This window comes from Nostoc sp. (genome assembly GCF_036919895.1).
In the GTDB taxonomy this organism is placed as follows: domain Bacteria; phylum Cyanobacteriota; class Cyanobacteriia; order Cyanobacteriales; family Nostocaceae; genus Nostoc.
The window spans coordinates 1-20,180 of sequence record NZ_JBALBW010000117.1 but is presented as its reverse complement, the minus strand read 5'-3'; the positions used below and the strand labels follow the sequence as shown (position 1 = coordinate 20,180).

Here is a 20,180-nt window from a genome sequence, read left to right as displayed (position 1 = left end):
TACGGTAAGTCATTGGTTTAATCTACATCAAGATTAATCTGCTACCGACCAATCCCCAATTCGTAACAACCCTCCATTCTCCCAGCAAATTAAGTTCGGTTATCCGGCTAGTTTTTGGCAACAGAAGAGGGGTCTTTGGGGTCACTATAGATATAGTAAGTAATTTCAAGGAAGCTGAAAAATTTTTACAAATGGCCAATTTTGAATTACAATTGAAAGCTTTATCTTAAGATACTTTACTATCTGCCTGATTTATCGTAAGATAAAGCTAAGTAGAACTCATACCGACTTCGGATTTACTAATCGCTGTGATTAACTGCCTAAAATAAGAATTCTCAAAAACAACCAGTGTGCTTATAAGAGATTAAAAAATTTAGGCAAGACAGGGGAACCTATCTTGGGGGTTTACCGTCTTAACAAAGTCTATATCAATTGATAATTGCTTTTAGTAACTCCCGATATTTCATGATAGATTTACTATCTTTATCCATGCATTTTAGTAAGAAAATATACAGTATATTTACGGTCTAGAGGACGACGCACCAATGCCTACTGTCAATACCCAAACGGAAAACCTCAACACCAGATTCACGGCTGATATGGTGCGAACCTATCTGCGAGAAATTGGTCGTGTACCACTGCTAACCCGCGAACAAGAGATTGTCTTTGGGAAGCAGGTTCAACAAATGATGACACTCATCGATGCCAAAGAGGTTTTGGCGAAGAAACTGCACCGCGAACCGGATATGTCAGAGTGGGCTGACGTGGTTCAATTATCAGAAACTGAAGTACAGCAAACTGTAGCGCAAGGTAAGCGGGCAAAGCAAAAAATGATCGAAGCGAATTTGCGCTTGGTCGTTGCTATTGCGAAAAAGTATCAAAAGCGGAATATGGAATTTCTGGATTTGATTCAGGAAGGAACACTAGGATTAGAGCGGGGTGTGGAGAAATTCGACCCAATGAGGGGTTATAAGTTCTCGACTTATGCTTACTGGTGGATTCGCCAAGCTATTACCCGCGCGATCGCACAACAAGGACGTACTATCCGCTTACCGATTCACATCACCGAAAAACTGAACAAAATCAAGAAAGTGCAGCGTGAGTTGGCTCAAACCTTGGGGCGATCGCCTACTCCAGCCGAAATTGCTAAAGAACTGGAACTAGAACCTGTTCAGATTCGCGAGTACCTGAACATGGCGCGTCAACCAGTATCTTTGGATGTTAAAGTTGGCGAGAATCAGGATACTGAGTTGCAAGAAATGCTCGAAGATGGCGGCCCGTCACCAGAGTATTACACCAACCAGGAATTCTTACGCCAAGATTTAAACAACCTACTAGCAGAACTAACCCCGCAACAGCGAGAAGTTTTAGCTCTACGCTTTGGTTTAGAAGATGGTAATGAAATGTCATTGGCGAAAGTGGGCGAGAGATTGAATCTTAGCCGCGAACGTGTCCGTCAACTAGAGCATCAGGCTTTGGCTCATCTGCGTCGCCGTCGCGCCAATGTCCAAGAATACATTGCTAGTTAAATATGGAGACGCGAAACCCCGCGTCTCTAGACTGTGATGCGCCTCCTGAATTCAGGGGGCGATTTTTTATCTAAGGCTGTATTTCTACGGCGATAAATCCGAGAAAATAGTATCAGTATTTTTATTTATTAAAAAGTAAAAAACAAGATTCCCCAAAACCGATATTGATTGAGAAGATTTAATTTCTGATTAACCTCACCCAATAGGATGAATCTAATAAATTAAGCTATGTTAAATAATGTAAAGTCAATTAAATTGCTTTGTAGTAAGGGCTTTAGTCCGTAAAATAGGGCTTCAGCCCTTACTACGAACCTTTAATTGTTTAGACTGCTCTACTTTCCCTAACTGGTGGTAATCTAAGATTGTTGAGCTAGATTAAATCAAAACTTTAGTTTTTGACAGTTTTATTTTTTGGACAATAGTAATATAAGTCGTGAACAAAGTCTTTGACAATTAAGACTTGGTTATAGTTTAAGTAAGTTCTAAAAAACTTAGTTGATTTTTTAACAGGAGAAGTAGGGTGCTTAACAACCTTTATCAGTTCTTATCTCCCCGCCAGTGGGGAATTTCCCTAGCGGGCTTAGGCTTACTTCTCGGTTTGGGCTTTATAGGCAAGCAGACTCAAGTTGTATCGGTTACACATTCTTCATTATCATCGGCTCAGTTTCAGAAAACCTCCGAAAACTCCCTTTTGTCGCAGCTAAGAAGAGTTAGAGAAGAAAGAAGTCAACAGAGAGCGGCTGCTGGAGAGAGAGGGGTTTTTATGCATAAGAGCGGAAAAACACTCCCTACAACCACAGCACTGGTTCCAGATTCTCAGGGCGCTACAGGCGCAGAAGTTTTACCAAAAGTGAATTTTCCTGTAAAAGATGGGGTTTATCTCTATGGTCAATCCCCAAAATCAAACCAGCTTGGTCAAGGTTACATTATATTTCAAAAGCAGCAGGACAAGATAACTGGTGCGTTGTATATGCCTCATTCAGAGTTTAATTGTTTTCAGGGTACACTTAGCCAATCAGGAGAGTTGGCGATGACGGTTAATAGTTCGTCAAATGAAGCCAATTCTGCTCAGTCAAACGAGGTAGCTGCAAACAATAGACTACCTCAAGTCAGTGAAGATGAGTTCAGCAGTTATCCTTACTCACTGGCTCTGCAAGACTTTTATCAGTTAAATTCCATCACAGCTAGCGATCGCCGCACATTGCAAATGTGTAAATAATCTTTAAGTTAATACTCAATTCCTGGTTGCGCTTTAACGCCTTGATCGCGGAAAGGGTGCTTAACTAAAGTCATTTCGGTTACGAGATCAGCCCGCTCAATTAAACCAGCAGGTGCGCCTCTGCCTGTAAGAATAACGTGCTTGTTAGCTGGTTTTTGCGCCAAACCCGCTAAAACTTCCTCTAATGGTAAGTAAGCCATTTTGAGGGCGATATTGATTTCGTCTAATAACACCAGATGAAAGTCTGGGTTGCGAATATATTCTAATGATTTTTCCCAGGCGGCGCTAGCTTTGTCAAGATCGCGATCGCGGTCTTGAGTTTCCCAAGTGAAGCCTTCACCCATTGCATGAAATTCTATTTGGTCTTCCCAAGAACTGAAAACCCTTTTTTCTGAAGGTTCCCAACTTCCCTTGATGAATTGAACGATCGCTACTTTATACCCGTGACCTAGCGATCGTAACACCATCCCTAAAGCCGCAGTAGTTTTACCTTTACCGTTACCAGTATTTACAATAATTAATCCTTTTTCGGGTACGGCTTCTGCTATGCGCTTGTCTTGTACTTCTTTGCGTCGCTGCATCTTCTTGCGGTACTGCTCATCAGTCAGAGATGAAGACATTACCTCATCAATCAAGCGTCCAATTTCTTTGTCTTGGTTTAATTCTTGTGGTGTATCGTTTTTCATCAACTTCTTCTAGAAATAATTGTTAAAACTTTTGCCAATGAATCGAAATTCTATTTATAATTTGATTCCAGCTAAATCACATAATTGAATATGTCCAGTAAGATTTTATAGAAAGATATTTATCCGGTGTTAGCTTTTTTTACATGATTTGCAGACAAGTATATAAAACTATATGATATACAAGCTGAACTTAAAATTTGAATTTAATATTACTATTTTAAATAATTTAATATGTTCATTAAAGCACTTTACCAGTATATTCCGATCGCAAGTAGTTGAAGGTGAAGCTTTCAATAGCGAATTACCAACCATCTTGAAAAACAGAGCCGAGAAGCTGGAAGCAGAACCAGTGAACCTTTAACCTGACTGTAAATCAGCACTGTTATATATATTTCTCACAAATTTTACCAAAACCTTGATAATATTGATAGCGATCGCATTCAAATTCGGAAGCCAAGTAGCTAGTTTACGCTAAAAATAGTTAAAGAAAAATTTGGAGTTTTATTAAATAAAATTAATGTCTGAACAAAAGCCTATAAGTCCTTGGAATTACAAACCTTGGTGGTGTCAGCCCTGGTCTATAGTTTTGACGGGTGTAACACTAATTAGTGGTAGCTGGTTGCTATTTAAAACTATCTGGCTAACAGTTCTTGTTTCTATCCCTGTAGTGACATGGATGGGATTTTTTGTGTTGTTTTGGCCACAACTAATGATTCGTAGTGGGATTTTGGAGTCGGATAAAGACTAATCTTAGCCTGATATGTTAATGGAAATTCCTCCAGAGAGAGAAAATTATCCTCAGCACATTGCAATGCTACACTCAGGAACTACGGGACTTCCAACTAAAAAAATATCCTATCGCTTTGTAGGCAGGGAGCAGGGGGAGGAATAATCGTGTTAAGTCTAGAAATTGGGATAATTTATTTTTTGGAGTTACCTACGAACCTGGTCTTCCCATCTCTGCGTTTCTTCATCTCTGTGATTCTACGGCTGTAACGTTGCTGCTTCTGCCAATGTCACAGAGAATGCTGCTAGTTAGACTGAAAATGCCCCTGAGATACTGATTGCAGAATCAGATACAGCTGTTATTGACGCAGATTCTGCCAACTTCCACACTGGCAAATTAACCCTTTGCATCTATACAAGTTGGTAGTATTAAAAATATCAAGTTTTTACAGCAACACTGACAGTATAATAAGTTTTGATAATTTTTGGTCGATCTCGATTATTTTTAACCTGGCTTTGGGCACAAGACCTTGTAAGCATCTACATACTCAGGGAATTTGCACAGTGAAAGTTAGGGTGATATGAACAATAGAGCAAACCAAAGGCATGAAGAACATCATGCAATACAATATTTCTGTATATTGAACCAAATGTTGATTTTTGTTGCAGAGATGTTTATATCACACAGCCTTGATGCTGGAAAGTTAACCCTGCGGTTATTGCAAAATTTCCAGCGTACCAAACTTTTCAGGCTTTGGCTCAGATACTCATCTGTGAAAATGCCAGTTGCTCCTCTACCTGAAAATGAAGCAGAAAGGCTCAAAGCATTAGCAGATTACAATATTCTAGATACCCTACCCGAACAAGCATTTGATGACCTAACTGCTCTGGCTGCTTACATTTGTAAGACTCCAATTGCTCTAATTAGCTTAGTGGATGGCGATCGCCAATGGTTTAAATCTAAAATTGGACTAAAAGTTCGGGAAACACCCAGAGAGTCGGCTTTTTGCTCTCAGACCATTCTGCAACCAGAGGATATATTAGTGGTTTCCAACGCCATGAAGGACGATCGCTTTGCTAACAATCCCTTGGTCAAAGGTAATCCCAAAATTCGTTTTTATGCTGGTGCGCCACTAGTTACGCCCGATGGTTTGTCTGTCGGAACGCTATGTGTCATGGATACCGTTCCTCGTCAGCTAAGTTACCAGCAGTTAGATGCACTGCGCCGCCTAAGTCGGCAAGCGATCGCTCAGATGGAACTTATTCAGGAAGTTCGCAACCGCAAACAATCAGAGATAGAAGGAAGGAAGTTATCGCTGACCGACGATCTAACAGGTTTGCATAATCGACGTGGTTTCTTCATGATGGCTGAACAACAGTTAAAAATTGCTCACCGGATGAGATTGTTGTGCTGGGTTATTTTCATTGATTTAGATGGGTTAAAACAGGTTAACGATACCCTTGGTCATGAGATAGGAGATGCCTTGATTATTGATGCTGGTCAATTACTCAAGCAAACTTTTCGGAACTCGGATATTGTTGCTCGCTTGGGTGGAGATGAGTTCATTGTTTTCATCTCCAGCTACTTTAAGGATGCAGATAGCATTCAAGAGTATCTACAAGTAAATATTGCCAACTTTAATCAACAGCAAAACCGTAGCTATGAACTTTCGATGAGTATGGGGATAGAGTGTTACTCACCAGAAAGCAATATGTCACTAGAACAATTAATCGCTAAGTCTGACGAATTAATGTACGCTCATAAGCGTCTCAAGCGGCAATCTGTTGTTTAATGTTGGGAATTGGGACATTGCTAAGACTTATGCAAAACATCTTATAAAATTTACTAATTCACCACTTGACTACCATGACTACGGGGATCATCTTGATTAGTTGTTGGTGCGACTGGGGCTGAAAATTTGGAAACTTTACCGCTAGCTTGAGCATAAGGCAGAGATGAACCTGTAACCAAAGCCTCTAAATTGCTAGCCATAATTGTGCGGGGCTGATCGCCGATCGCTTGGGCGATGGTTTCTCCTTGCTGACTCAAAAATACAAAATGGGGAATCCCATCTACCCGATATTTCAACATCTCTGGCAGCCACTTGGTATTATCTACATTCAGCATGACAAAATTCATCTTGTCAGCATACTCTGTTTCCAGTTGAATGATATCTGGTGCCATTTTCTGACAGACAGCACACCAATCAGCATAAAATTCTACTAGAGATGGTTTGCCGTTGCTGACGGCTGCTTCTAGCGGTGTGGACGATTCGCTTAACTTGGCGAGGGTTGCCGAGGTCGTTTCAGTTCGCAATCCTAAGACGAGGGAAACGCTCAGTGCGATCGCTACCATTACAATTAAGAAGTTTCTCAAACGCTTCCCAAATGGAGATTCAGGCTTATTTGGGGAATTAACAGGTGAATCAGTACTCATAACAGAATTATTAAAACTTATTAAGTAATTTCTTCTTTAGTCTAGCTGACTCCAAGCGCTCTTTAATACGTAATTTGATCCTCAAAATGGGTATTACAAATAAAGATTTTAGATAAGATAGGTTATCAAAGATGATTTTAAGCTTGAGAAATATCAGTGCTGTGTGTGGCGTATTTTTATTAGTCAGCATTAGCAGCTTTCAAAAGTCAGCAATAGCCAATATAAACAATCAGTCCCAACTGATAGTACAGCAGAGTAAAACCCAGCTAAATCCAGTTTTTAAATCTATCCTGCCCAAATTAAAGCAAAAGACTCAGATTCGGATTCTGTTACCGAAGTTTATTCCTGAGTCGGATGGGGAAAATCCAATTTACGCAAATATAGAAACTGCTACGCCAAAAAACTACGAGATTTCACTAGCTTTCACTCCCGATTGTTATGGTGCTTCTGCTTGTCGTTTGGGCGCGGTTACGGCTGAAGCTGTAACCCGCAAAACACCTGGTCTGACTGGGAAACGTGTGTCCTTAGCGAAGGGATTCACTGGCTATTTTGTAGATTTTACTTGTGGTGCTGGTTGCTCAGATGCTACCTTGACTTGGAGACAAAAGGGTGTGCAATATGTTGTTGGTTTGAAAGCTGGCGATCGCACTTCTTTAATAAAAATGGCTAATTCTGCGATTAATCCCTAACTAACATCAGAGTTTGATTGTACTTCCCAACGAAACAGCCGTGGCAATTGAGAAACATCTATGGCGTAGTTAACAATCCACAGTACTAATTCAAAAATCAATAAATATCGTACCCATACCGACTCGCTTTTTGAATCCAAAAGTGTCAAACCCTCATATAACTGCCAGAAGCGGTAAGGCAAGTATATATAAGGAACCATTACCCACACGACATTTTGCAACTGCCTGAGTGTTACTCTCTCAGAGATGATTTGCAACCCTAGTACAATAAAATACCAACCAAGCACAGTCAAGACAGTGTGATCGCCCCACCATACACCCCATAATAGCATCACTACTAATGGCAGCAATCCTCCTAGCACTTGCACTGAGCCGAACCAAATTTTATACCAATCGGGAAATGGTAAAGGTAGAGTATAAGGCTTTGCGTGTTTCCATCCCCAATTCACAACCACAATAAAAAGTGTGGCGATGAGGAAAAAGAGGAGATTTTCTAGGAACAGATACAGGTTGATAGCCATATTTTTGCAATTTAACGACCTAGCCAAGTCTTGATAATGTCGAGAAGACTAGAACCTCCCCAAATCAACGCTAATAGTATGGAAGTAGTCAAAACTGCCCCCATCACACACATTACCAAACCACCCAGGCTAATAGCGCCATCATCTTCCGATAAGCCAAAGCTGGTTACGAAAACTCCCATTGCTGGCAGGGTATTAGTTCCTGGAATCGGAATCATCATGGAAATTCCCATCAAAGCGATCGCTATACCAATGGTCACTCTACCGGGTAAAGTAGTACAGATATAGCTTAGACGAGGACGAGCGATCGCTTCAATTCTTTTTAACCAAGGAATCCCTGCCTTCAAAAACCCCTGAACTGTTTTGAGTTGGATAGGATGATTCATCATCCGCTTGGGTAGCCAGGGGGTTTTAGCACCAGCGATTAACTGTATCGCTAACAGAAAAATTAGGATGCCGAAAGGAACTGAATATCCCGGTGCTGGAACAGGCAAAGCGGAAGGTAGAGATAGGATAATCAGCAAAAATCCAAAAATTCTTTCTTGCGCTAACAATAGAATCTCTGCCAAAGTCACTTTTGCTGGCCGTTCTTCTTCAAAAAAATAGCGTTGTAGTTCGTTAGATAGTTTAGCCATACATCACCAATATTTAGCAATATTAAGTAAACAAATATACCTAATATCTATACACAATCCAAATCCAAAAAATAATTTAACTTTTGTTGGCTCTATTTTCTTGGATTACATGAATCATTGATGGCACTAAAGAAATAACTATAATTAATCCAATGATTGGTAACAAATACTTATCTACCTGTTCAGATGGCAAAGATTTTCCTAAGAAAAATCCTAAGATAGTGATGCCGAATGTCCAAAGAAAGCCACCAATTAAGTTGTAAGAAAGAAATGTCCGATAATGCATTGCACCAATCCCAGCCACAATCGGCGCAAAAGTGCGAATAATTGGTGTAAACCTCGCCAAAACTAGCGTTTTCTTGCCATGCTTGTCATAAAAATTCTGGGTTTTTACCAGGTGTTTTTTATGAAACAACCATGAATCTTCTTTCTGAAATAACTTTCTGCCAAATCTGTATCCTGTAGCATAGCCAACATTATCACCAAGGACTGCACAAACAAAAGAACCAAAAATCAGAACCCAGATGTTAAATACGGGTTCTGGAACAGATGCGAGGAATCCAGCAGTAAATAGTAAACTATCTCCCGGCAGAAAAAAACCAATTAGCAAGCCAGATTCCGCAAAGATAATTGCCCATACCCCAAAGTAGCCAATTTTTGTAATTAGGTCTGGTAAATTTAAATGCATAGAATTTTTTAGCTTTCAACAATATATCCACCACATCTTAACGTTTAGCAATTTTCCTGAATAAAAAGTAATATTAAAATTACGTAAATTTCTTGTGTAATCTTTAGAAAGATAGTGACAGATGGCACATTTTGGGTTATAGGTGCAAAATGGGAAGATATTTGAAAGTACTAAGATTATTTTGGGGTGCTGCGATCGCAGCTGAGTTGGAATATCGTGTTAACTTTTTCATTGCTGTCCTCACCAGCTTAGGAAATCTTGCGGGTAGCCTCTTTGGACTATTTTTGTTTTACCGCACTGGCTATACTTTTAGTGGCTGGTCATGGGAAGCAGCTTTAGTAGTTTTAGGAATTTTTACCTTACTACAAGGATTTTCTGCGACTTTTTTAGCGTCGAACTTGAATCGCATTGTCCGCCATGTCCAGGAAGGCACTTTAGATTTTATCTTATTAAAGCCTATCCCCAGTCAGTTCTGGCTTTCCACTCATACCCTTTCACCTTGGGGACTACCAGATATTCTTTTTGGTTGTATTATTATTGGCTATGCAGGTAAACGCCTTGGTGTAGGGATAAACGGCTATCTACTTGGTATAGTGCCGTTGTTGTTCAGCTTCGTAATTTTATACAGCCTGTGGTTTCTGCTGGGATCGATGAGTATTTGGTTCGTAAAAGTATACAATACTACCGAAGTACTGCGTGGTTTGCTGGAAGCTGGACGATATCCCATCGCAGCATATCCCACTGCTTACCGCTTTTTCTTCACTTTTGTGATGCCAGTAGCTTTTTTAACTACAATACCAGCGCAAGCGTTGCTGGGTCGAAGTGAAATTAGCTGGTTGATAGGTGCGGTAATATTAGCATTAGCATTGTTTTTCGCTTCTACTTGGTTTTGGCGGTTTGCGTTGCGGTCTTATACGAGTGCTTCGAGTTAGAGAGATTTCAACCTCGGTAATAATGTTTTATGGAATCCCAAATAGACATAGATTTGCCTAACGGAGTTTTACAACGCTTGCAAAATGTAAAAGATTTTGTCAGTGAAAATGTTAGCTCTTTAAGTAACTCAGCACAGCAAGCTGGGGAATCTTTGAAGGCAACAGCAACTACAACAACTGATAAAGCAATTGATACAGTTACAACAAGCTTAGAGCAAACTTGGCAAACTGCTGATAAATTTAAAAGTACAACATCGGGAGCAGTTAAAGATGCAATGACATCTTCTGTAAGCGATTGGCTGACACAACACCCGATATTTTTTCGGTTAGTGCAAATACTCGGTTGGGCGACTAATCACCCAATTATTAGTATAGTGATTTTGCTGTTTGCACTTGCTTTAATCTGGAGCATCATCAAAGCAATTGTCCGCTTGATTGAAACAGCTAGTTGGTCAATACTCCAAGTTCCGTTAAAATTGCTTCTGGCTTTGATTAAAGTTAGTTTTCTATCCTTAGCTAAAGTTGGCAGTTTTGGTGTTCAAAAAATTACGGCTGCTAAAACAACTGATATCCTACCAGCTTTACCACCGGAAAATTTTCAACCAAATAAACAACAACGATTAGCAGAAATTTCTAGTCGGTTGGAAGTAATTCAAAAGGAACACCATGAGCTTTTACAAGAAGCAGCAGACTTGATTGCTTCTGACACAATTGATATAGAAATATCCCAAATCAAACAGCTAAGAATCGTTGAATCACATCTTGGCTGAGTTCAGATGTGGAACCGGAGGCGACAATACCGCCTTTTTGCATGGCGTAATAGTAATCAGCCTGACGGACAAAGTGCAAATGTTGCTCTACCAATAAAACAGAAATGCCTGTGGTTTCGACGATGCGACGGACTGCGGCTTCAATTTCGAGGATGATGGAGGGTTGAATACCTTCAGTGGGTTCATCTAAGACGAGTAATTGAGGTTCTCCCATTAAAGCACGTGCGATCGCTAATTGTTGCTGCTGTCCCCCACTCAAATCGCCACCCATCCGAGAAAGCATGGTTTTTAAGACTGGGAATAAGCTAAAAACTTCCTCTGGAATTTCTGCTTTTTTAACTAGCTTGCGTCTAGCTTCTAACCCCAGCAGCAAATTTTCTTTGACTGTCAACCGGGGGATAATTTCTCGCCCTTGGGGAACATAACCGATTCCCAACTTTGCCCTTTGGTCAGGAGATTTTGAGTTAATTAATTCTCCATCTAACTTAATTGTACCGCTACGGGGTTTGAGTAAACCCATAATTGTTTTGAGTAATGTAGATTTCCCCACGCCATTGCGTCCAATCAGGCAAATCATTTGCCCAGATGGTACGCTTAAATCTACATTGCGGAGAATATGGCTTTCACCGTAGTAAACGTTGAGGTTAGAAATTTGTAGCATTAGTTCATGCAAAGACGCAGAGAGGGAGATTGATTAAGCGTTGAGCGAATTACGATAACAACTAATTGCTATTAAACGTTGAATTAGACTGAATAAGTTTATCAATTTTTTCTTTATCTTTCGGATTTAAGGATATTTTAGCTTTGTTTATGTACCCTTTCTGAATGCTGTCTGCTAAAAAATTAGTAACCTCTCGGACTAAAAAACGCTTTACTTCCCCTCTATCTAGCACCTGTTTAGCCAAATCTACCAATCTAAAAGCAGAAAGTTCTATAAGGTCAAGATGGCAATTATTAACTGTTTCATCAGGGGTCTCACCTTTTGTCTGCTCACTTTTAATTCTAATATCTTTGAGAATTGTTTCCTGAAATAGAACATAGTCAAAGTTTGCAATTCTATCGCAATTTGCTGCGAGGGCTGCTACTACACGCTCTAAATTTGAGCAATTATCCTCAACACGATAAACAGATAATTTATTTCCTGTTGTAGCTAAGTCACCTAAAGGATCAGATTGAAACTCTCCTGGTAATAACCAACCAATAGTTTCAGTTTTATACCATTTATTTTTACGCACCTTTCTCAGTAAAAATGACACTAACTCTACCTTTTAAGTTGTGCTAATACTTGTTTCATATCTTCCCGAAGTTCCATAACTTTTTCTTGTTCTATAGCTTGCTCAAGATAAGTAATAGCATGAGGATCGTTTAAATATGACAACCCCAAAATAGCTCCATCTCGCACTCTCGAAGATGGGCAGTTAAGACTCCGCTCTAAAAGCCATAGTCGAAACTTATAAGACTCAGGGTGATTAATTTCACCTAGCCACCGTAAAGCTTCAGATGCGACTTCAGGACTAATTTTTTCATAGACAATAAAACAAGTGATGGCTTCTATCGCATCATTTCCATACTTTTGGATGCAAGAAACCAAACCTCTTGAAAAATTACTTTCACAACCGTCTTCAAAATACTCTTCTTTGCCAGCTATGAATAAAGTCTCTAGTTCTGAATAGATAATTTCTGAGCAACGATTATTTAATTCATGCTGAGTAGAATTCTCTGAATACTTTAGATAGATAAGCGTATTTTGCTCTATTTTAGGATCTTTAGTCGCTCCTGTCGCTTTTTGAATAAAAGTAAATTGTTTTGCTTTACTGGTTAAATTAATAGTAGATTTTGTTGAAGAAATAACTATATTTGCTGACTTTATCCTATCTGAGTAAGTAGCTATTGTTATATCTGTTGAATTATCGTAACCCGTCAAAGTGCTAGTATCGTAATTCATAAAATATCTCCTTGGAGAGCAATTTCTTTTGCATATTCAACCAATTGAGCAAAGATTTCTGGTAACTTATCTTTAGACAGTTCACCAGAGAAATCTGTAGTAGTGTTGATATCTAACTCTAGACGAATAGCAACATTGGATGGAGTTGAAGAAGAAGTGTAACTCCCTGTATTTGTCAATTGAAATGTAGTGAAAGTCATTACACTCCAAGTAGAAAGACGATTAATCTTTAAATCAGGGATATCATCAACATTTCTAGGGCGATTGATTCGGTAATTAAAATCTTCTGCATTTTTAAGGTCAAGTTTATTCAATGGAAAATAGGCCGGTAGATATTCGTATGCTTGTTTTACATCCTCAAAAGGAAGTAATAGGTTAGCACCAAAAGCTATTCTTTGCAGATTGGGGGTTATATTGAGCCAGCGATTCATCAGTTCTGTAAAAGAGTTTACTGATTCTGAAAACGATACAACAGACAGAAACTCAAAAGTAGTTGGAGCGACCCCTAGAGCCAGTAACCAATCAATTCGGGAAGGCTGAACAGCAAGAATTAAACTTCCTTGTGTATTCCCGTCTCCAAATGAACCTTCATCCTGCTGTACTCCTGTTCTTGGCTGAGAACTTCTAACTTCTGGAGGAGAGCCGCAAATCTCTTCCCACCAGTTTTGTTGGGTAATCGTAGATCCTGGACTAAGGAACGCTGTCATCCTTAGACTTTCGGTTTTCCATTTCGTAAGGTCAAAACGATCAGCAATGTTTGCTTCAGACATATAAACATTAAATACTCAAGGCTTTAGCATTCACAAGCGCCTACACTTTCCTATAGTCACTACCTCTAATGTAACTTGCTGCGAACGCTAGGTAAAGAAGCTAATTGAATATTTACTAAGCAAACAGGAATCTCAAACAAAATTTTTACAAGCAGAAAGTAGAATAGATTACACGTGGAACGTCTTTAACTCTACCTAGAAAATATATACCACACTCTCCTGGCGATACTGACCCAGGACATAAAGACGTTAGTACTCGGCAAATAAAAAGTGCGTTAGCCCAGTTTAACGTTCGCGTAGCGTCTCCGACAGGAGAAGAGAAGTTATCGAATTTTTTATTCTTCCTGTTTTCCCAGATATACTTCAATAACACGAGAGTCATTTTGCACTTCTTCAAAATTCCCTTCACACAGTACGGAACCTTCATGTAAGACTGTTACTTTCTTAGCAATTTGACGCACAAATTCCATGTCGTGTTCAATTACTAAGATTGAATGACTTTGCGCTAGTACTAAAAGTAATTCACCGATGTTATAGGTTTCTTCGTCTGTTAAACCCGCAACCGGTTCATCAACAAGTAATAAATCAGGTGATTGTGCTACTAACATCCCAATTTCTAAACGTTGCTTTTCTCCGTGGGAAAGTAAACCTGCTCTGATGTCAGCCTTCAGAGTTAAACCGATGGTTTCTAACAATCCTTTAATATTATTCTTTTCAACAGCATTAGAACGCTCAAACAGAGTAGAAAAGACATTTTTCTTCTTGTTAATGGTAATTTCTAAATTTTCACGAGGCGTTAAATTTAAGTAAATTCGAGGTGTTTGGAACTTGCGCCCAATTCCCAATCGCGCAATTTTGTATTCAGGTAAAGAACGCAGATTTCTTCCTTTGAATAAAACTCGCCCAACGGTTGGTTGCACTTTTCCGGTAATCACATCTAGAAATGTTGTTTTTCCCGCACCATTGGGGCCAATTACTACGCGCAATTCACCCACATCCATGCTAAAGTTAAGCTGATTTAACGCCTTAAAACCGTCAAAACTAACAGTTACGTTTTCAGTTTCCAATATTTTCGCGTTCATGTTGCACTTCGGGGTCTTCTTCCAAGGTGGGATATGTAGAAATTTCTTGACGGCGGTTGAAAAGAGAAATATTCTGGCTACGCAACCATCCCACTATGCCGTCAGGAAGGACTGTGACAACTATCAAAAATAGTGCGCCTTGGAAAAATAGCCAGATTTCTGCAAATTGTTCGCTTAAAAAAGTCCGGGCATAATTGACTAACAAAGTTCCGACAATTGCGCCAATTAAAGTAGCGCGTCCGCCTACAGCTACCCAAATCACCATTTCAATGGAAAAGGCAATATCCATTGCTCTGGGTGAGACAGAACCACTCTGAATGGTGTAGAATGCTCCTGCTATACCTGCGATCGCACCTGAAACTGCAAACACTACCACCTTAAAATCTGTAGGGTCATAGCCAGAAAATCTTACCCGACTTTCATCATCACGAATCGCTATCAACAATCTGCCAAAGCGTCCAGTTGTCAACCAGCGACAAATACCGTAGGTGATTGCGAGAAACACTACCGTTAGGGTGTAGAAAACAAACTGCGTTTTCGCATCACTGACCGTTGCCCCAAACAAAGTTGTAAAATCTATCAGTCCATTCGTACCGTTGAAAAGCTGTTGTTGACCGTTAAAGAAGTTGAAAAATACAATAGTTCCCGCTTGAGTCAAGATAGAAAAATAAACTCCCTTGAGGCGATTACGGAAAACCAAATATCCCAATAATCCCGCCAATAAACCTGGAATTAGTACCACACCAGCTATTGTCAACGGAAACGAATAAAAAGGTTTCCAAAACGCGGGAAGTTCTGTAACCCCATAAAGTCCCATAAAATCAGGTAATTCACCAGTCGGGACTTGCAGTTTTAGGTACATTGCGATCGCATATCCACCCAAACCAAAGAAAATACCATGTCCCAAACTTAATAAACCAGTATACCCCCAAATCAAATCGATACCCAAAGCCACGATCGCCAGCGACAAAAATCGCCCCAACAAATTCAGGCGAAACTCCGACAGTAGCAGTGGCATAACAATTATAAGGAAGAGTGCGATCGCAACCACCACCCCCACCTCAATTAATAACCCTCCTCCCCTCCTCCTCATTCTCTGCGTCCTCTGCGTCTCTGCGGTTCGTTTAAACATCAACAGTACGTCCCTTCTGCGGAAAAATCCCCCCAGGCTTCCACTGTAAAAACACAATAATCAGTGCAAATACCATCACCTTCGCCATACTCGTCGTTGCAAAAAAAGTAAAGAAATCAGCCAAAGGCTTCACAGGAGTAAACAACAAAGCCAGAGTCCCAGAACCAATTAAAAAATTAGCTGTACCAATACCTAAAGCAGCCACAATCGTCCCGGCTAAATTACCCACACCTCCAACGACAACAACCATAAAAGTATCAATAATATAGTTTTGTCCCGTATTTGGCCCCACCGAACCGAGTAAACTAATCGCACATCCAGCCACACCAGCTAAACCAGAACCTAGTGCAAAAGTAATCGCATCAACCTTTTGAGTTGGGATACCCAAACAAGCACTCATACTCCGGTTTTGTGTCACAGCCCGAATTCTTAAACCCCAGCTTGAACGTTGTAAAAATAAATAAATTCCTGCTACACAGATTATTGTTAAAGCGATAATAAATAACCTAGCAAAAGGCAATTGCACACCACCCAAAGACATCCCTGCTTGTAACCAAGTAGGTGCTGTTACATCCACATTTTGAGCGCCAAACCAAGGTTGAGTCACTGCTAACTTATAAGTTTGACTCAATAAATTTACCGTTGTGATTGTCACCCCCAGCGATAGGAAAAATATCACCGTCACAATCCAGTTACGAACTCTTCCCAAATCAGTGCGGGAATTTAAAATCCATAAACCCCCAAAAAATAACAGAGAAAATATAGCTATGCCAATTATCAAAACCCAATTTACGCTGCGAACAAACTGCTGAAAAATCAAACTTACTCCCCAAGTTGCTAAGAGAGTTTCTAATGGTCGTCCATAGAGATAACGAATCACGCCTCTTTCTAGAATTAATCCCACAGTTGCTGTGAAAATAAAAGCGATAATCAAAGCTAAAAATATATAGACTTCAAACCATACTCCACCCAATTGCTTACAGACATTTTGCACAACATAAGTTGTATAAGCCCCAAACATCATCAACTCACCATGTGCCATATTGATGACACCCATCAATCCAAATATAATGGCTAATCCCAATGCAGCAATTAATAATACAGCGCCAATACTAATGCCATTAAATACAGCTTCTAAAAAACCTGTTAACACTTTTTCCCCTAATCAGCGTTATTTAGAATTATCTTATGGTGCGTTAGGCTAAAGCCATAACACACCCTACTATTTCTGAGAGTTCGTAATCGGTAATTAATTACGAATTACGAATTACGAATTATTTAAACTTTCTTGTATTTACCACCTTTAGCAGGGTCAGACCAATCACAAGCAAATCCTTTAGTCTCTTTTACAAATTGATTCCAAGGAACTGGTTCAACTGCTGTCGGAGTAGCATAGACAATATCAAATAAACCATCTTGTCTAACTTGACCAATCCGCACAATTTTAGAGATGTGATGATTAGCACCCATTGTCACCTTACCTTCAGGTGCATCTAGAGTTTGACCATAAGCCGCAGCAGTTACTTTCGCTATGTCTGTAGTCCCAGCTTTTTCTACTGCTTGCTTCCACAAATAAACTGCAATATATGCTGCTTCCATTGGGTCATTTGTTACCCGATTTTCACCGTACTCTTTCTTGAAAGCTGCAACAAACTTCTTATTAGCAGGTGTGTCTACTGTTTGGAAATAGTTCCAAGCTGCATAATGACCTTTGAGATATTCTACACCAATGGCTTTGACTTCTTCTTCAGCAATACTTACAGACATAGAGGGATATTTATCTGGTGTCAATCCAGCCCCTTTTAATTGTTTGAAGAAAGCAACATTACTATCACCATTTAGGGTGTTATAAATCACGCCACCATTGGGCAAACTTTGTTTTATTTTAGTAATGATAGGTGTAACTTCTGTGTTGCCAAGAGGTAAATAATCCTCACCAACTGTTTTCCCGCCTAAAGCTTCTAATTGAGCTTTAATAATTGTGTTAGCAGTGCGGGGAAAAACATAGTCAGAGCCAACTAAAAAGAATTCTTTACCCTTATTTTTTAACAACCAATCAACAGATGGCTCAATTTGTTGATTTGGTGCAGCACCAGTGTAGAAAATATTTTTAGAACACTCTTGTCCTTCATATTGTACAGGATACCAGAGCATGTGATTTTTGCTCTCGAATACTGGCTTCACATTTTTACGGCTAGCAGAAGTCCAGCAACCAAAAACTACAGCAACTTTATCTTGATCGATTAGCTTAGTTGCCTTTTCTCTAAAAGTATCCCAGTTAGAAGCACCATCCTCGGTAACTGCTTCAATTTGTTTACCTAAGATACCACCAGCAGCGTTAATTTCCTTGATTGCTAATTTTTCAGCATCGACAACGCTTTTTTCACTAATAGCCATCGTACCACTCAGAGAGTGCAAAATACCTACTTTGATGGTGTTACCAGAAGTAGCCGCAGCAGGAGTTCCAGCAGGAGACGTAACTGGACTCTCTGTAACAGTTGGGGAATTATTCGCACAAGCTTTGATAAAAAAGCTGCTTCCAAAAGTTAGAGAACCGTAGATTAAAAACTTGCGTCTGTTAAATTGTCTTCTCATATCTTGATAAATTTTCCTCTTGATGAATCAACTAACTTCATAGAAAGTTGACAATATCAAACTTTAAAATGTGATGATAGTGCGATAGTTTACTAGCAAAAAGTTACTGCTTATACAAAATGTCTGATTTTTGTAATAAAAAAATAACTTTGCAATGTTAATCTTTGTTAAGCTTGGTCTTCTGAAATTATTGTCAATGATGAATAGATAGCTGGAGAATAATTTCATCTTTTTTGCCAGAAGCAAAGTTAGCAAAGCGCTTTGCTAAAGGTGGTATAATCACCAAAGGACTGCTGAATCCCCAGAAGAAATGAATGCTGTCAAATCCTGGGATAGTACCAATCAACGGCTGGCGATCGCTACTAAATGCCACCAAGCAATGATGCCAAGTTCCTGGTAAATTCTCTAAAGCTGGTAAAACTTGACCAACACTCCTTCGCAGCCACTTTTCACTATCTTCTGAGTTTACCTTGGCATGAGGATCTGCGATCGCACGGCTAATTTGACCAATGCGGATACTACCATCTTGAAATTGAATCGCACCCGCATCTAAAATCGGTGGTACTAACTCATTACCTAGTCCATCCCACAAATTATCAACTTGAGTAGATTCAGCTTCTAGTTGAAACCGTTGCTGATTCGCTGGCATAACTAAGGTGCGTAACTCCACATCCACAGGTGGGGTTTCAATGATTTCTGCGTGGGTAAAATACAGCTTGATGGGAATACCAGCAGATTTTAGTAGTTGGCGGCTGAGTCCACCTGCACAGATGACAACGTTCGCGCTGTGGAAAGTTGCAGTTGTGGTTTTTACACCATCTTGCAGTACTTGTAATACTTGGGTAATCTGCATTTCACCGCCAGCCCGCAGAAAAGCTTGGATGTAAGCTAGTGCTGTTTTTTCTGGGTGAATATGACCGTGTTTAACAGTTAAAGCACCAGATATCGCTTCTGGATTTAGCAGTGGTTCCAACTCACAAGCTTCTTGGATACTGAGTAAACGAGGTGGGATGGCAGAATCATTATATGATGCAGCCGTTGCTTCTGGGTCATTAGCGGCTGAAATAGTCAGTAATAAATCTAATTCCCGAAACTGGATATCAGCGTCTAACTCTTGAGATAGGATATGGTAACGCGCGATCGCATCTTCGCACAATTGCCGAGTTAGTGGCGTATTCCCCGACCAATAAGCAAGCCCACCATAACTATAGCGAGTTGCATTCTGTGGTGTTTGGTATTGCTCCAATAAAAGTACAGCAAAACCTGTTTTGACTAATTCATAAGCGAGTGCAGCACCCGCAATTCCACCGCCAACCACAATCCAGTCATAGGTTTTCATATATGAATTACGAATTACTAAAGAGTCTATCGCTTGCTGTAGATCCAGATTCTCTCATTGAAATTGCGATCGCGATTCATTAATAAAATAAAGATGCACTAATCACCGAAAAACACTAAACTCATCATGCTAAATTACGATCCATTAGCTTGTTTGCCCTCATCTGAGGAACTACCAGACTCTGATGATACCCCTGTGGATAATGAATTACAAGATTTGATTCCCGGTTTACTTAAAGCTACCCTAGCGATGGCTTGGCCAGAACGTATGGATTGGTTTTTTGGCGTAGATATGGGTGTTTATTACGATCCAGATTTACCGCCAATCGTGCCAGATGGATTTTTGAGTTTGGGCGTAGAGCGATTTTATGATGAAAACCTCCGTCCGAGTGGGAGCAATGCGATTTTGTGAGGTGCTTAAAATTCGGGTACTAAATCACCTATTTAGGGCTGCGATCGCAGCCAAATAACTGTTTTTATTGAGAA

22 protein-coding genes and 1 pseudogene are annotated in these 20,180 nt (G+C 39.9%); 9 read left to right on the top strand and 14 right to left on the bottom strand.

What is annotated here, in order from left to right; all coding sequences use genetic code 11:
* The first annotated feature begins 545 nt into the window (after positions 1 to 545).
* Complete coding sequence (locus V7K55_RS23245) at positions 546 to 1,529, top strand: RNA polymerase sigma factor, RpoD/SigA family (protein ID WP_334835029.1); 984 nt, start codon at positions 546 to 548, stop codon at positions 1,527 to 1,529.
* 520 nt (positions 1,530 to 2,049) lie between these two features.
* Positions 2,050 to 2,748 (top strand): hypothetical protein, encoded by a 699-nt coding sequence (locus V7K55_RS23240; RefSeq protein WP_334835028.1) that lies wholly within the window; start codon positions 2,050 to 2,052, stop codon positions 2,746 to 2,748.
* Between the two features lie 8 nt (positions 2,749 to 2,756).
* On the opposite strand, the gene cobO is transcribed toward V7K55_RS23240, so the two are convergent.
* Positions 2,757 to 3,434, bottom strand: a complete 678-nt coding sequence (gene cobO / locus V7K55_RS23235) for a cob(I)yrinic acid a,c-diamide adenosyltransferase (RefSeq protein WP_334835027.1) — start codon at positions 3,432 to 3,434, stop codon at positions 2,757 to 2,759.
* 172 nt (positions 3,435 to 3,606) lie between these two features.
* Here cobO and V7K55_RS23230 point away from each other — a divergent pair, with 172 nt between their 5' ends.
* The 3 genes from V7K55_RS23230 (at position 3,607) to V7K55_RS23220 (ending at position 5,953) form a co-directional block, all read left to right on the top strand.
* On the top strand, positions 3,607 to 3,795 hold the full coding sequence (locus V7K55_RS23230; RefSeq protein ID WP_334835026.1) for a hypothetical protein: 189 nt from the start codon (positions 3,607 to 3,609) through the stop codon (positions 3,793 to 3,795).
* A gap of 156 nt (positions 3,796 to 3,951) precedes the next feature.
* Positions 3,952 to 4,182, top strand: coding sequence for a DUF6737 family protein (locus V7K55_RS23225; RefSeq protein WP_334835025.1), 231 nt, complete (start codon positions 3,952 to 3,954; stop codon positions 4,180 to 4,182).
* 559 nt (positions 4,183 to 4,741) lie between these two features.
* Entirely contained in the window at positions 4,742 to 5,953 is a 1,212-nt protein-coding gene (locus V7K55_RS23220) for a sensor domain-containing diguanylate cyclase (protein ID WP_334835024.1), read from the top strand.
* A 53-nt stretch (positions 5,954 to 6,006) separates the two neighbouring features.
* On the opposite strand, the gene V7K55_RS23215 is transcribed toward V7K55_RS23220, so the two are convergent.
* A complete protein-coding gene (locus V7K55_RS23215; protein ID WP_334835023.1) occupies positions 6,007 to 6,597 on the bottom strand; it encodes a thioredoxin family protein in 591 nt (196 codons plus the stop codon).
* Positions 6,598 to 6,728: 131 nt separating this feature from the next.
* Here V7K55_RS23215 and V7K55_RS23210 point away from each other — a divergent pair, with 131 nt between their 5' ends.
* Positions 6,729 to 7,286, top strand: coding sequence for a hypothetical protein (locus tag V7K55_RS23210; protein WP_334835022.1), 558 nt, complete (start codon positions 6,729 to 6,731; stop codon positions 7,284 to 7,286).
* Here V7K55_RS23210 and V7K55_RS23205 read toward each other — a convergent pair.
* The 3 genes from V7K55_RS23205 to V7K55_RS23195 form a co-directional block, all read right to left on the bottom strand.
* On the bottom strand, positions 7,283 to 7,807 hold the full coding sequence (locus tag V7K55_RS23205) for a hypothetical protein (protein ID WP_334835021.1): 525 nt from the start codon (positions 7,805 to 7,807) through the stop codon (positions 7,283 to 7,285). The two genes, V7K55_RS23210 and V7K55_RS23205, sit on opposite strands and share 4 nt — an antisense overlap.
* Before the next feature lie 11 nt (positions 7,808 to 7,818).
* Positions 7,819 to 8,442 carry an exopolysaccharide biosynthesis protein gene (locus tag V7K55_RS23200; protein ID WP_334835020.1) on the bottom strand — a complete coding sequence of 208 codons (624 nt, stop codon included), beginning with the start codon at positions 8,440 to 8,442 and terminating at the stop codon, positions 7,819 to 7,821.
* Positions 8,443 to 8,518: 76 nt separating this feature from the next.
* Positions 8,519 to 9,130, bottom strand: coding sequence for a DedA family protein (locus tag V7K55_RS23195; RefSeq protein ID WP_334835019.1), 612 nt, complete (start codon positions 9,128 to 9,130; stop codon positions 8,519 to 8,521).
* A gap of 149 nt (positions 9,131 to 9,279) precedes the next feature.
* Here V7K55_RS23195 and V7K55_RS23190 point away from each other — a divergent pair, with 149 nt between their 5' ends.
* Together V7K55_RS23190 and V7K55_RS23185 are read left to right on the top strand one after the other, a co-directional pair.
* Positions 9,280 to 10,062, top strand: a complete 783-nt coding sequence (locus V7K55_RS23190; protein ID WP_334835018.1) for an ABC transporter permease — start codon at positions 9,280 to 9,282, stop codon at positions 10,060 to 10,062.
* A gap of 29 nt (positions 10,063 to 10,091) precedes the next feature.
* Positions 10,092 to 10,832 (top strand): hypothetical protein, encoded by a 741-nt coding sequence (locus tag V7K55_RS23185; RefSeq protein ID WP_334835017.1) that lies wholly within the window; start codon positions 10,092 to 10,094, stop codon positions 10,830 to 10,832.
* Here V7K55_RS23185 and urtE read toward each other — a convergent pair.
* The 9 genes from urtE to V7K55_RS23140 all read right to left on the bottom strand — a co-directional run bounded on the left by urtE (position 10,795) and on the right by V7K55_RS23140 (position 19,695).
* Entirely contained in the window at positions 10,795 to 11,493 is a 699-nt protein-coding gene (gene urtE / locus V7K55_RS23180; protein WP_334835016.1) for an urea ABC transporter ATP-binding subunit UrtE, read from the bottom strand. The two genes, V7K55_RS23185 and urtE, sit on opposite strands and share 38 nt — an antisense overlap.
* Positions 11,494 to 11,554: 61 nt before the next feature.
* On the bottom strand, positions 11,555 to 12,088 hold the full coding sequence (locus V7K55_RS23175) for a hypothetical protein (protein ID WP_334835015.1): 534 nt from the start codon (positions 12,086 to 12,088) through the stop codon (positions 11,555 to 11,557).
* Between the two features lie 5 nt (positions 12,089 to 12,093).
* Complete coding sequence (locus V7K55_RS23170) at positions 12,094 to 12,777, bottom strand: HEAT repeat domain-containing protein (RefSeq protein WP_334835014.1); 684 nt, start codon at positions 12,775 to 12,777, stop codon at positions 12,094 to 12,096.
* Positions 12,774 to 13,484, bottom strand: coding sequence for a hypothetical protein (locus tag V7K55_RS23165; protein WP_334835012.1), 711 nt, complete (start codon positions 13,482 to 13,484; stop codon positions 12,774 to 12,776). The genes V7K55_RS23170 and V7K55_RS23165 overlap by 4 nt, the downstream gene beginning before the upstream one ends.
* Positions 13,485 to 13,882: 398 nt before the next feature.
* Positions 13,883 to 14,629 (bottom strand): urea ABC transporter ATP-binding protein UrtD, encoded by a 747-nt coding sequence (gene urtD / locus V7K55_RS23160; RefSeq protein WP_334835011.1) that lies wholly within the window; start codon positions 14,627 to 14,629, stop codon positions 13,883 to 13,885.
* A complete protein-coding gene (urtC, locus tag V7K55_RS23155) occupies positions 14,604 to 15,722 on the bottom strand; it encodes an urea ABC transporter permease subunit UrtC (RefSeq protein ID WP_334835050.1) in 1,119 nt (372 codons plus the stop codon). The genes urtD and urtC overlap by 26 nt, the downstream gene beginning before the upstream one ends.
* A 31-nt stretch (positions 15,723 to 15,753) precedes the next feature.
* On the bottom strand, positions 15,754 to 16,914 hold the full coding sequence (locus V7K55_RS23150; protein WP_334835010.1) for an ABC transporter permease subunit: 1,161 nt from the start codon (positions 16,912 to 16,914) through the stop codon (positions 15,754 to 15,756).
* A 125-nt stretch (positions 16,915 to 17,039) separates the two neighbouring features.
* Positions 17,040 to 18,356, bottom strand: coding sequence for an urea ABC transporter substrate-binding protein (gene urtA / locus V7K55_RS23145; RefSeq protein ID WP_334835008.1), 1,317 nt, complete (start codon positions 18,354 to 18,356; stop codon positions 17,040 to 17,042).
* Positions 18,357 to 18,549: 193 nt separating this feature from the next.
* Positions 18,550 to 19,695 carry an NAD(P)/FAD-dependent oxidoreductase gene (locus V7K55_RS23140; protein WP_334835007.1) on the bottom strand — a complete coding sequence of 382 codons (1,146 nt, stop codon included), beginning with the start codon at positions 19,693 to 19,695 and terminating at the stop codon, positions 18,550 to 18,552.
* A 126-nt stretch (positions 19,696 to 19,821) separates the two neighbouring features.
* On the opposite strand from V7K55_RS23140, the pseudogene V7K55_RS23135 reads away from it, so the two are divergent.
* Positions 19,822 to 20,085, top strand: a pseudogene (locus tag V7K55_RS23135) (hypothetical protein); the annotation flags it as partial.
* Between the last annotated feature and the right edge of the window lie 95 nt (positions 20,086 to 20,180).

What these genes read in the sequence shown, in the direction of transcription:
- V7K55_RS23245 (WP_334835029.1), top strand. Translation starts at nt 546, where the DNA reads ATGCCTACTGTCAATACCCAAACGGAAAACCTCAACACCAGATTCACG.
- cobO (WP_334835027.1), bottom strand. Translation starts at nt 3,434, where the DNA reads ATGAAAAACGATACACCACAAGAATTAAACCAAGACAAAGAAATTGGA.
- V7K55_RS23230 (WP_334835026.1), top strand. Translation starts at nt 3,607, where the DNA reads ATGATATACAAGCTGAACTTAAAATTTGAATTTAATATTACTATTTTA.
- V7K55_RS23225 (WP_334835025.1), top strand. Translation starts at nt 3,952, where the DNA reads ATGTCTGAACAAAAGCCTATAAGTCCTTGGAATTACAAACCTTGGTGG.
- V7K55_RS23220 (WP_334835024.1), top strand. Translation starts at nt 4,742, where the DNA reads ATGAACAATAGAGCAAACCAAAGGCATGAAGAACATCATGCAATACAA.
- V7K55_RS23215 (WP_334835023.1), bottom strand. Translation starts at nt 6,597, where the DNA reads ATGAGTACTGATTCACCTGTTAATTCCCCAAATAAGCCTGAATCTCCA.
- V7K55_RS23210 (WP_334835022.1), top strand. Translation starts at nt 6,729, where the DNA reads ATGATTTTAAGCTTGAGAAATATCAGTGCTGTGTGTGGCGTATTTTTA.
- V7K55_RS23205 (WP_334835021.1), bottom strand. Translation starts at nt 7,807, where the DNA reads ATGGCTATCAACCTGTATCTGTTCCTAGAAAATCTCCTCTTTTTCCTC.
- V7K55_RS23200 (WP_334835020.1), bottom strand. Translation starts at nt 8,442, where the DNA reads ATGGCTAAACTATCTAACGAACTACAACGCTATTTTTTTGAAGAAGAA.
- V7K55_RS23195 (WP_334835019.1), bottom strand. Translation starts at nt 9,130, where the DNA reads ATGCATTTAAATTTACCAGACCTAATTACAAAAATTGGCTACTTTGGG.
- V7K55_RS23190 (WP_334835018.1), top strand. Translation starts at nt 9,280, where the DNA reads ATGGGAAGATATTTGAAAGTACTAAGATTATTTTGGGGTGCTGCGATC.
- V7K55_RS23185 (WP_334835017.1), top strand. Translation starts at nt 10,092, where the DNA reads ATGGAATCCCAAATAGACATAGATTTGCCTAACGGAGTTTTACAACGC.
- urtE (WP_334835016.1), bottom strand. Translation starts at nt 11,493, where the DNA reads ATGCTACAAATTTCTAACCTCAACGTTTACTACGGTGAAAGCCATATT.
- V7K55_RS23170 (WP_334835014.1), bottom strand. Translation starts at nt 12,777, where the DNA reads ATGAATTACGATACTAGCACTTTGACGGGTTACGATAATTCAACAGAT.
- V7K55_RS23165 (WP_334835012.1), bottom strand. Translation starts at nt 13,484, where the DNA reads ATGACAGCGTTCCTTAGTCCAGGATCTACGATTACCCAACAAAACTGG.
- urtD (WP_334835011.1), bottom strand. Translation starts at nt 14,629, where the DNA reads ATGAACGCGAAAATATTGGAAACTGAAAACGTAACTGTTAGTTTTGAC.
- urtC (WP_334835050.1), bottom strand. Translation starts at nt 15,722, where the DNA reads ATGAGGAGGAGGGGAGGAGGGTTATTAATTGAGGTGGGGGTGGTGGTT.
- urtA (WP_334835008.1), bottom strand. Translation starts at nt 18,356, where the DNA reads ATGAGAAGACAATTTAACAGACGCAAGTTTTTAATCTACGGTTCTCTA.
- V7K55_RS23140 (WP_334835007.1), bottom strand. Translation starts at nt 19,695, where the DNA reads ATGAAAACCTATGACTGGATTGTGGTTGGCGGTGGAATTGCGGGTGCT.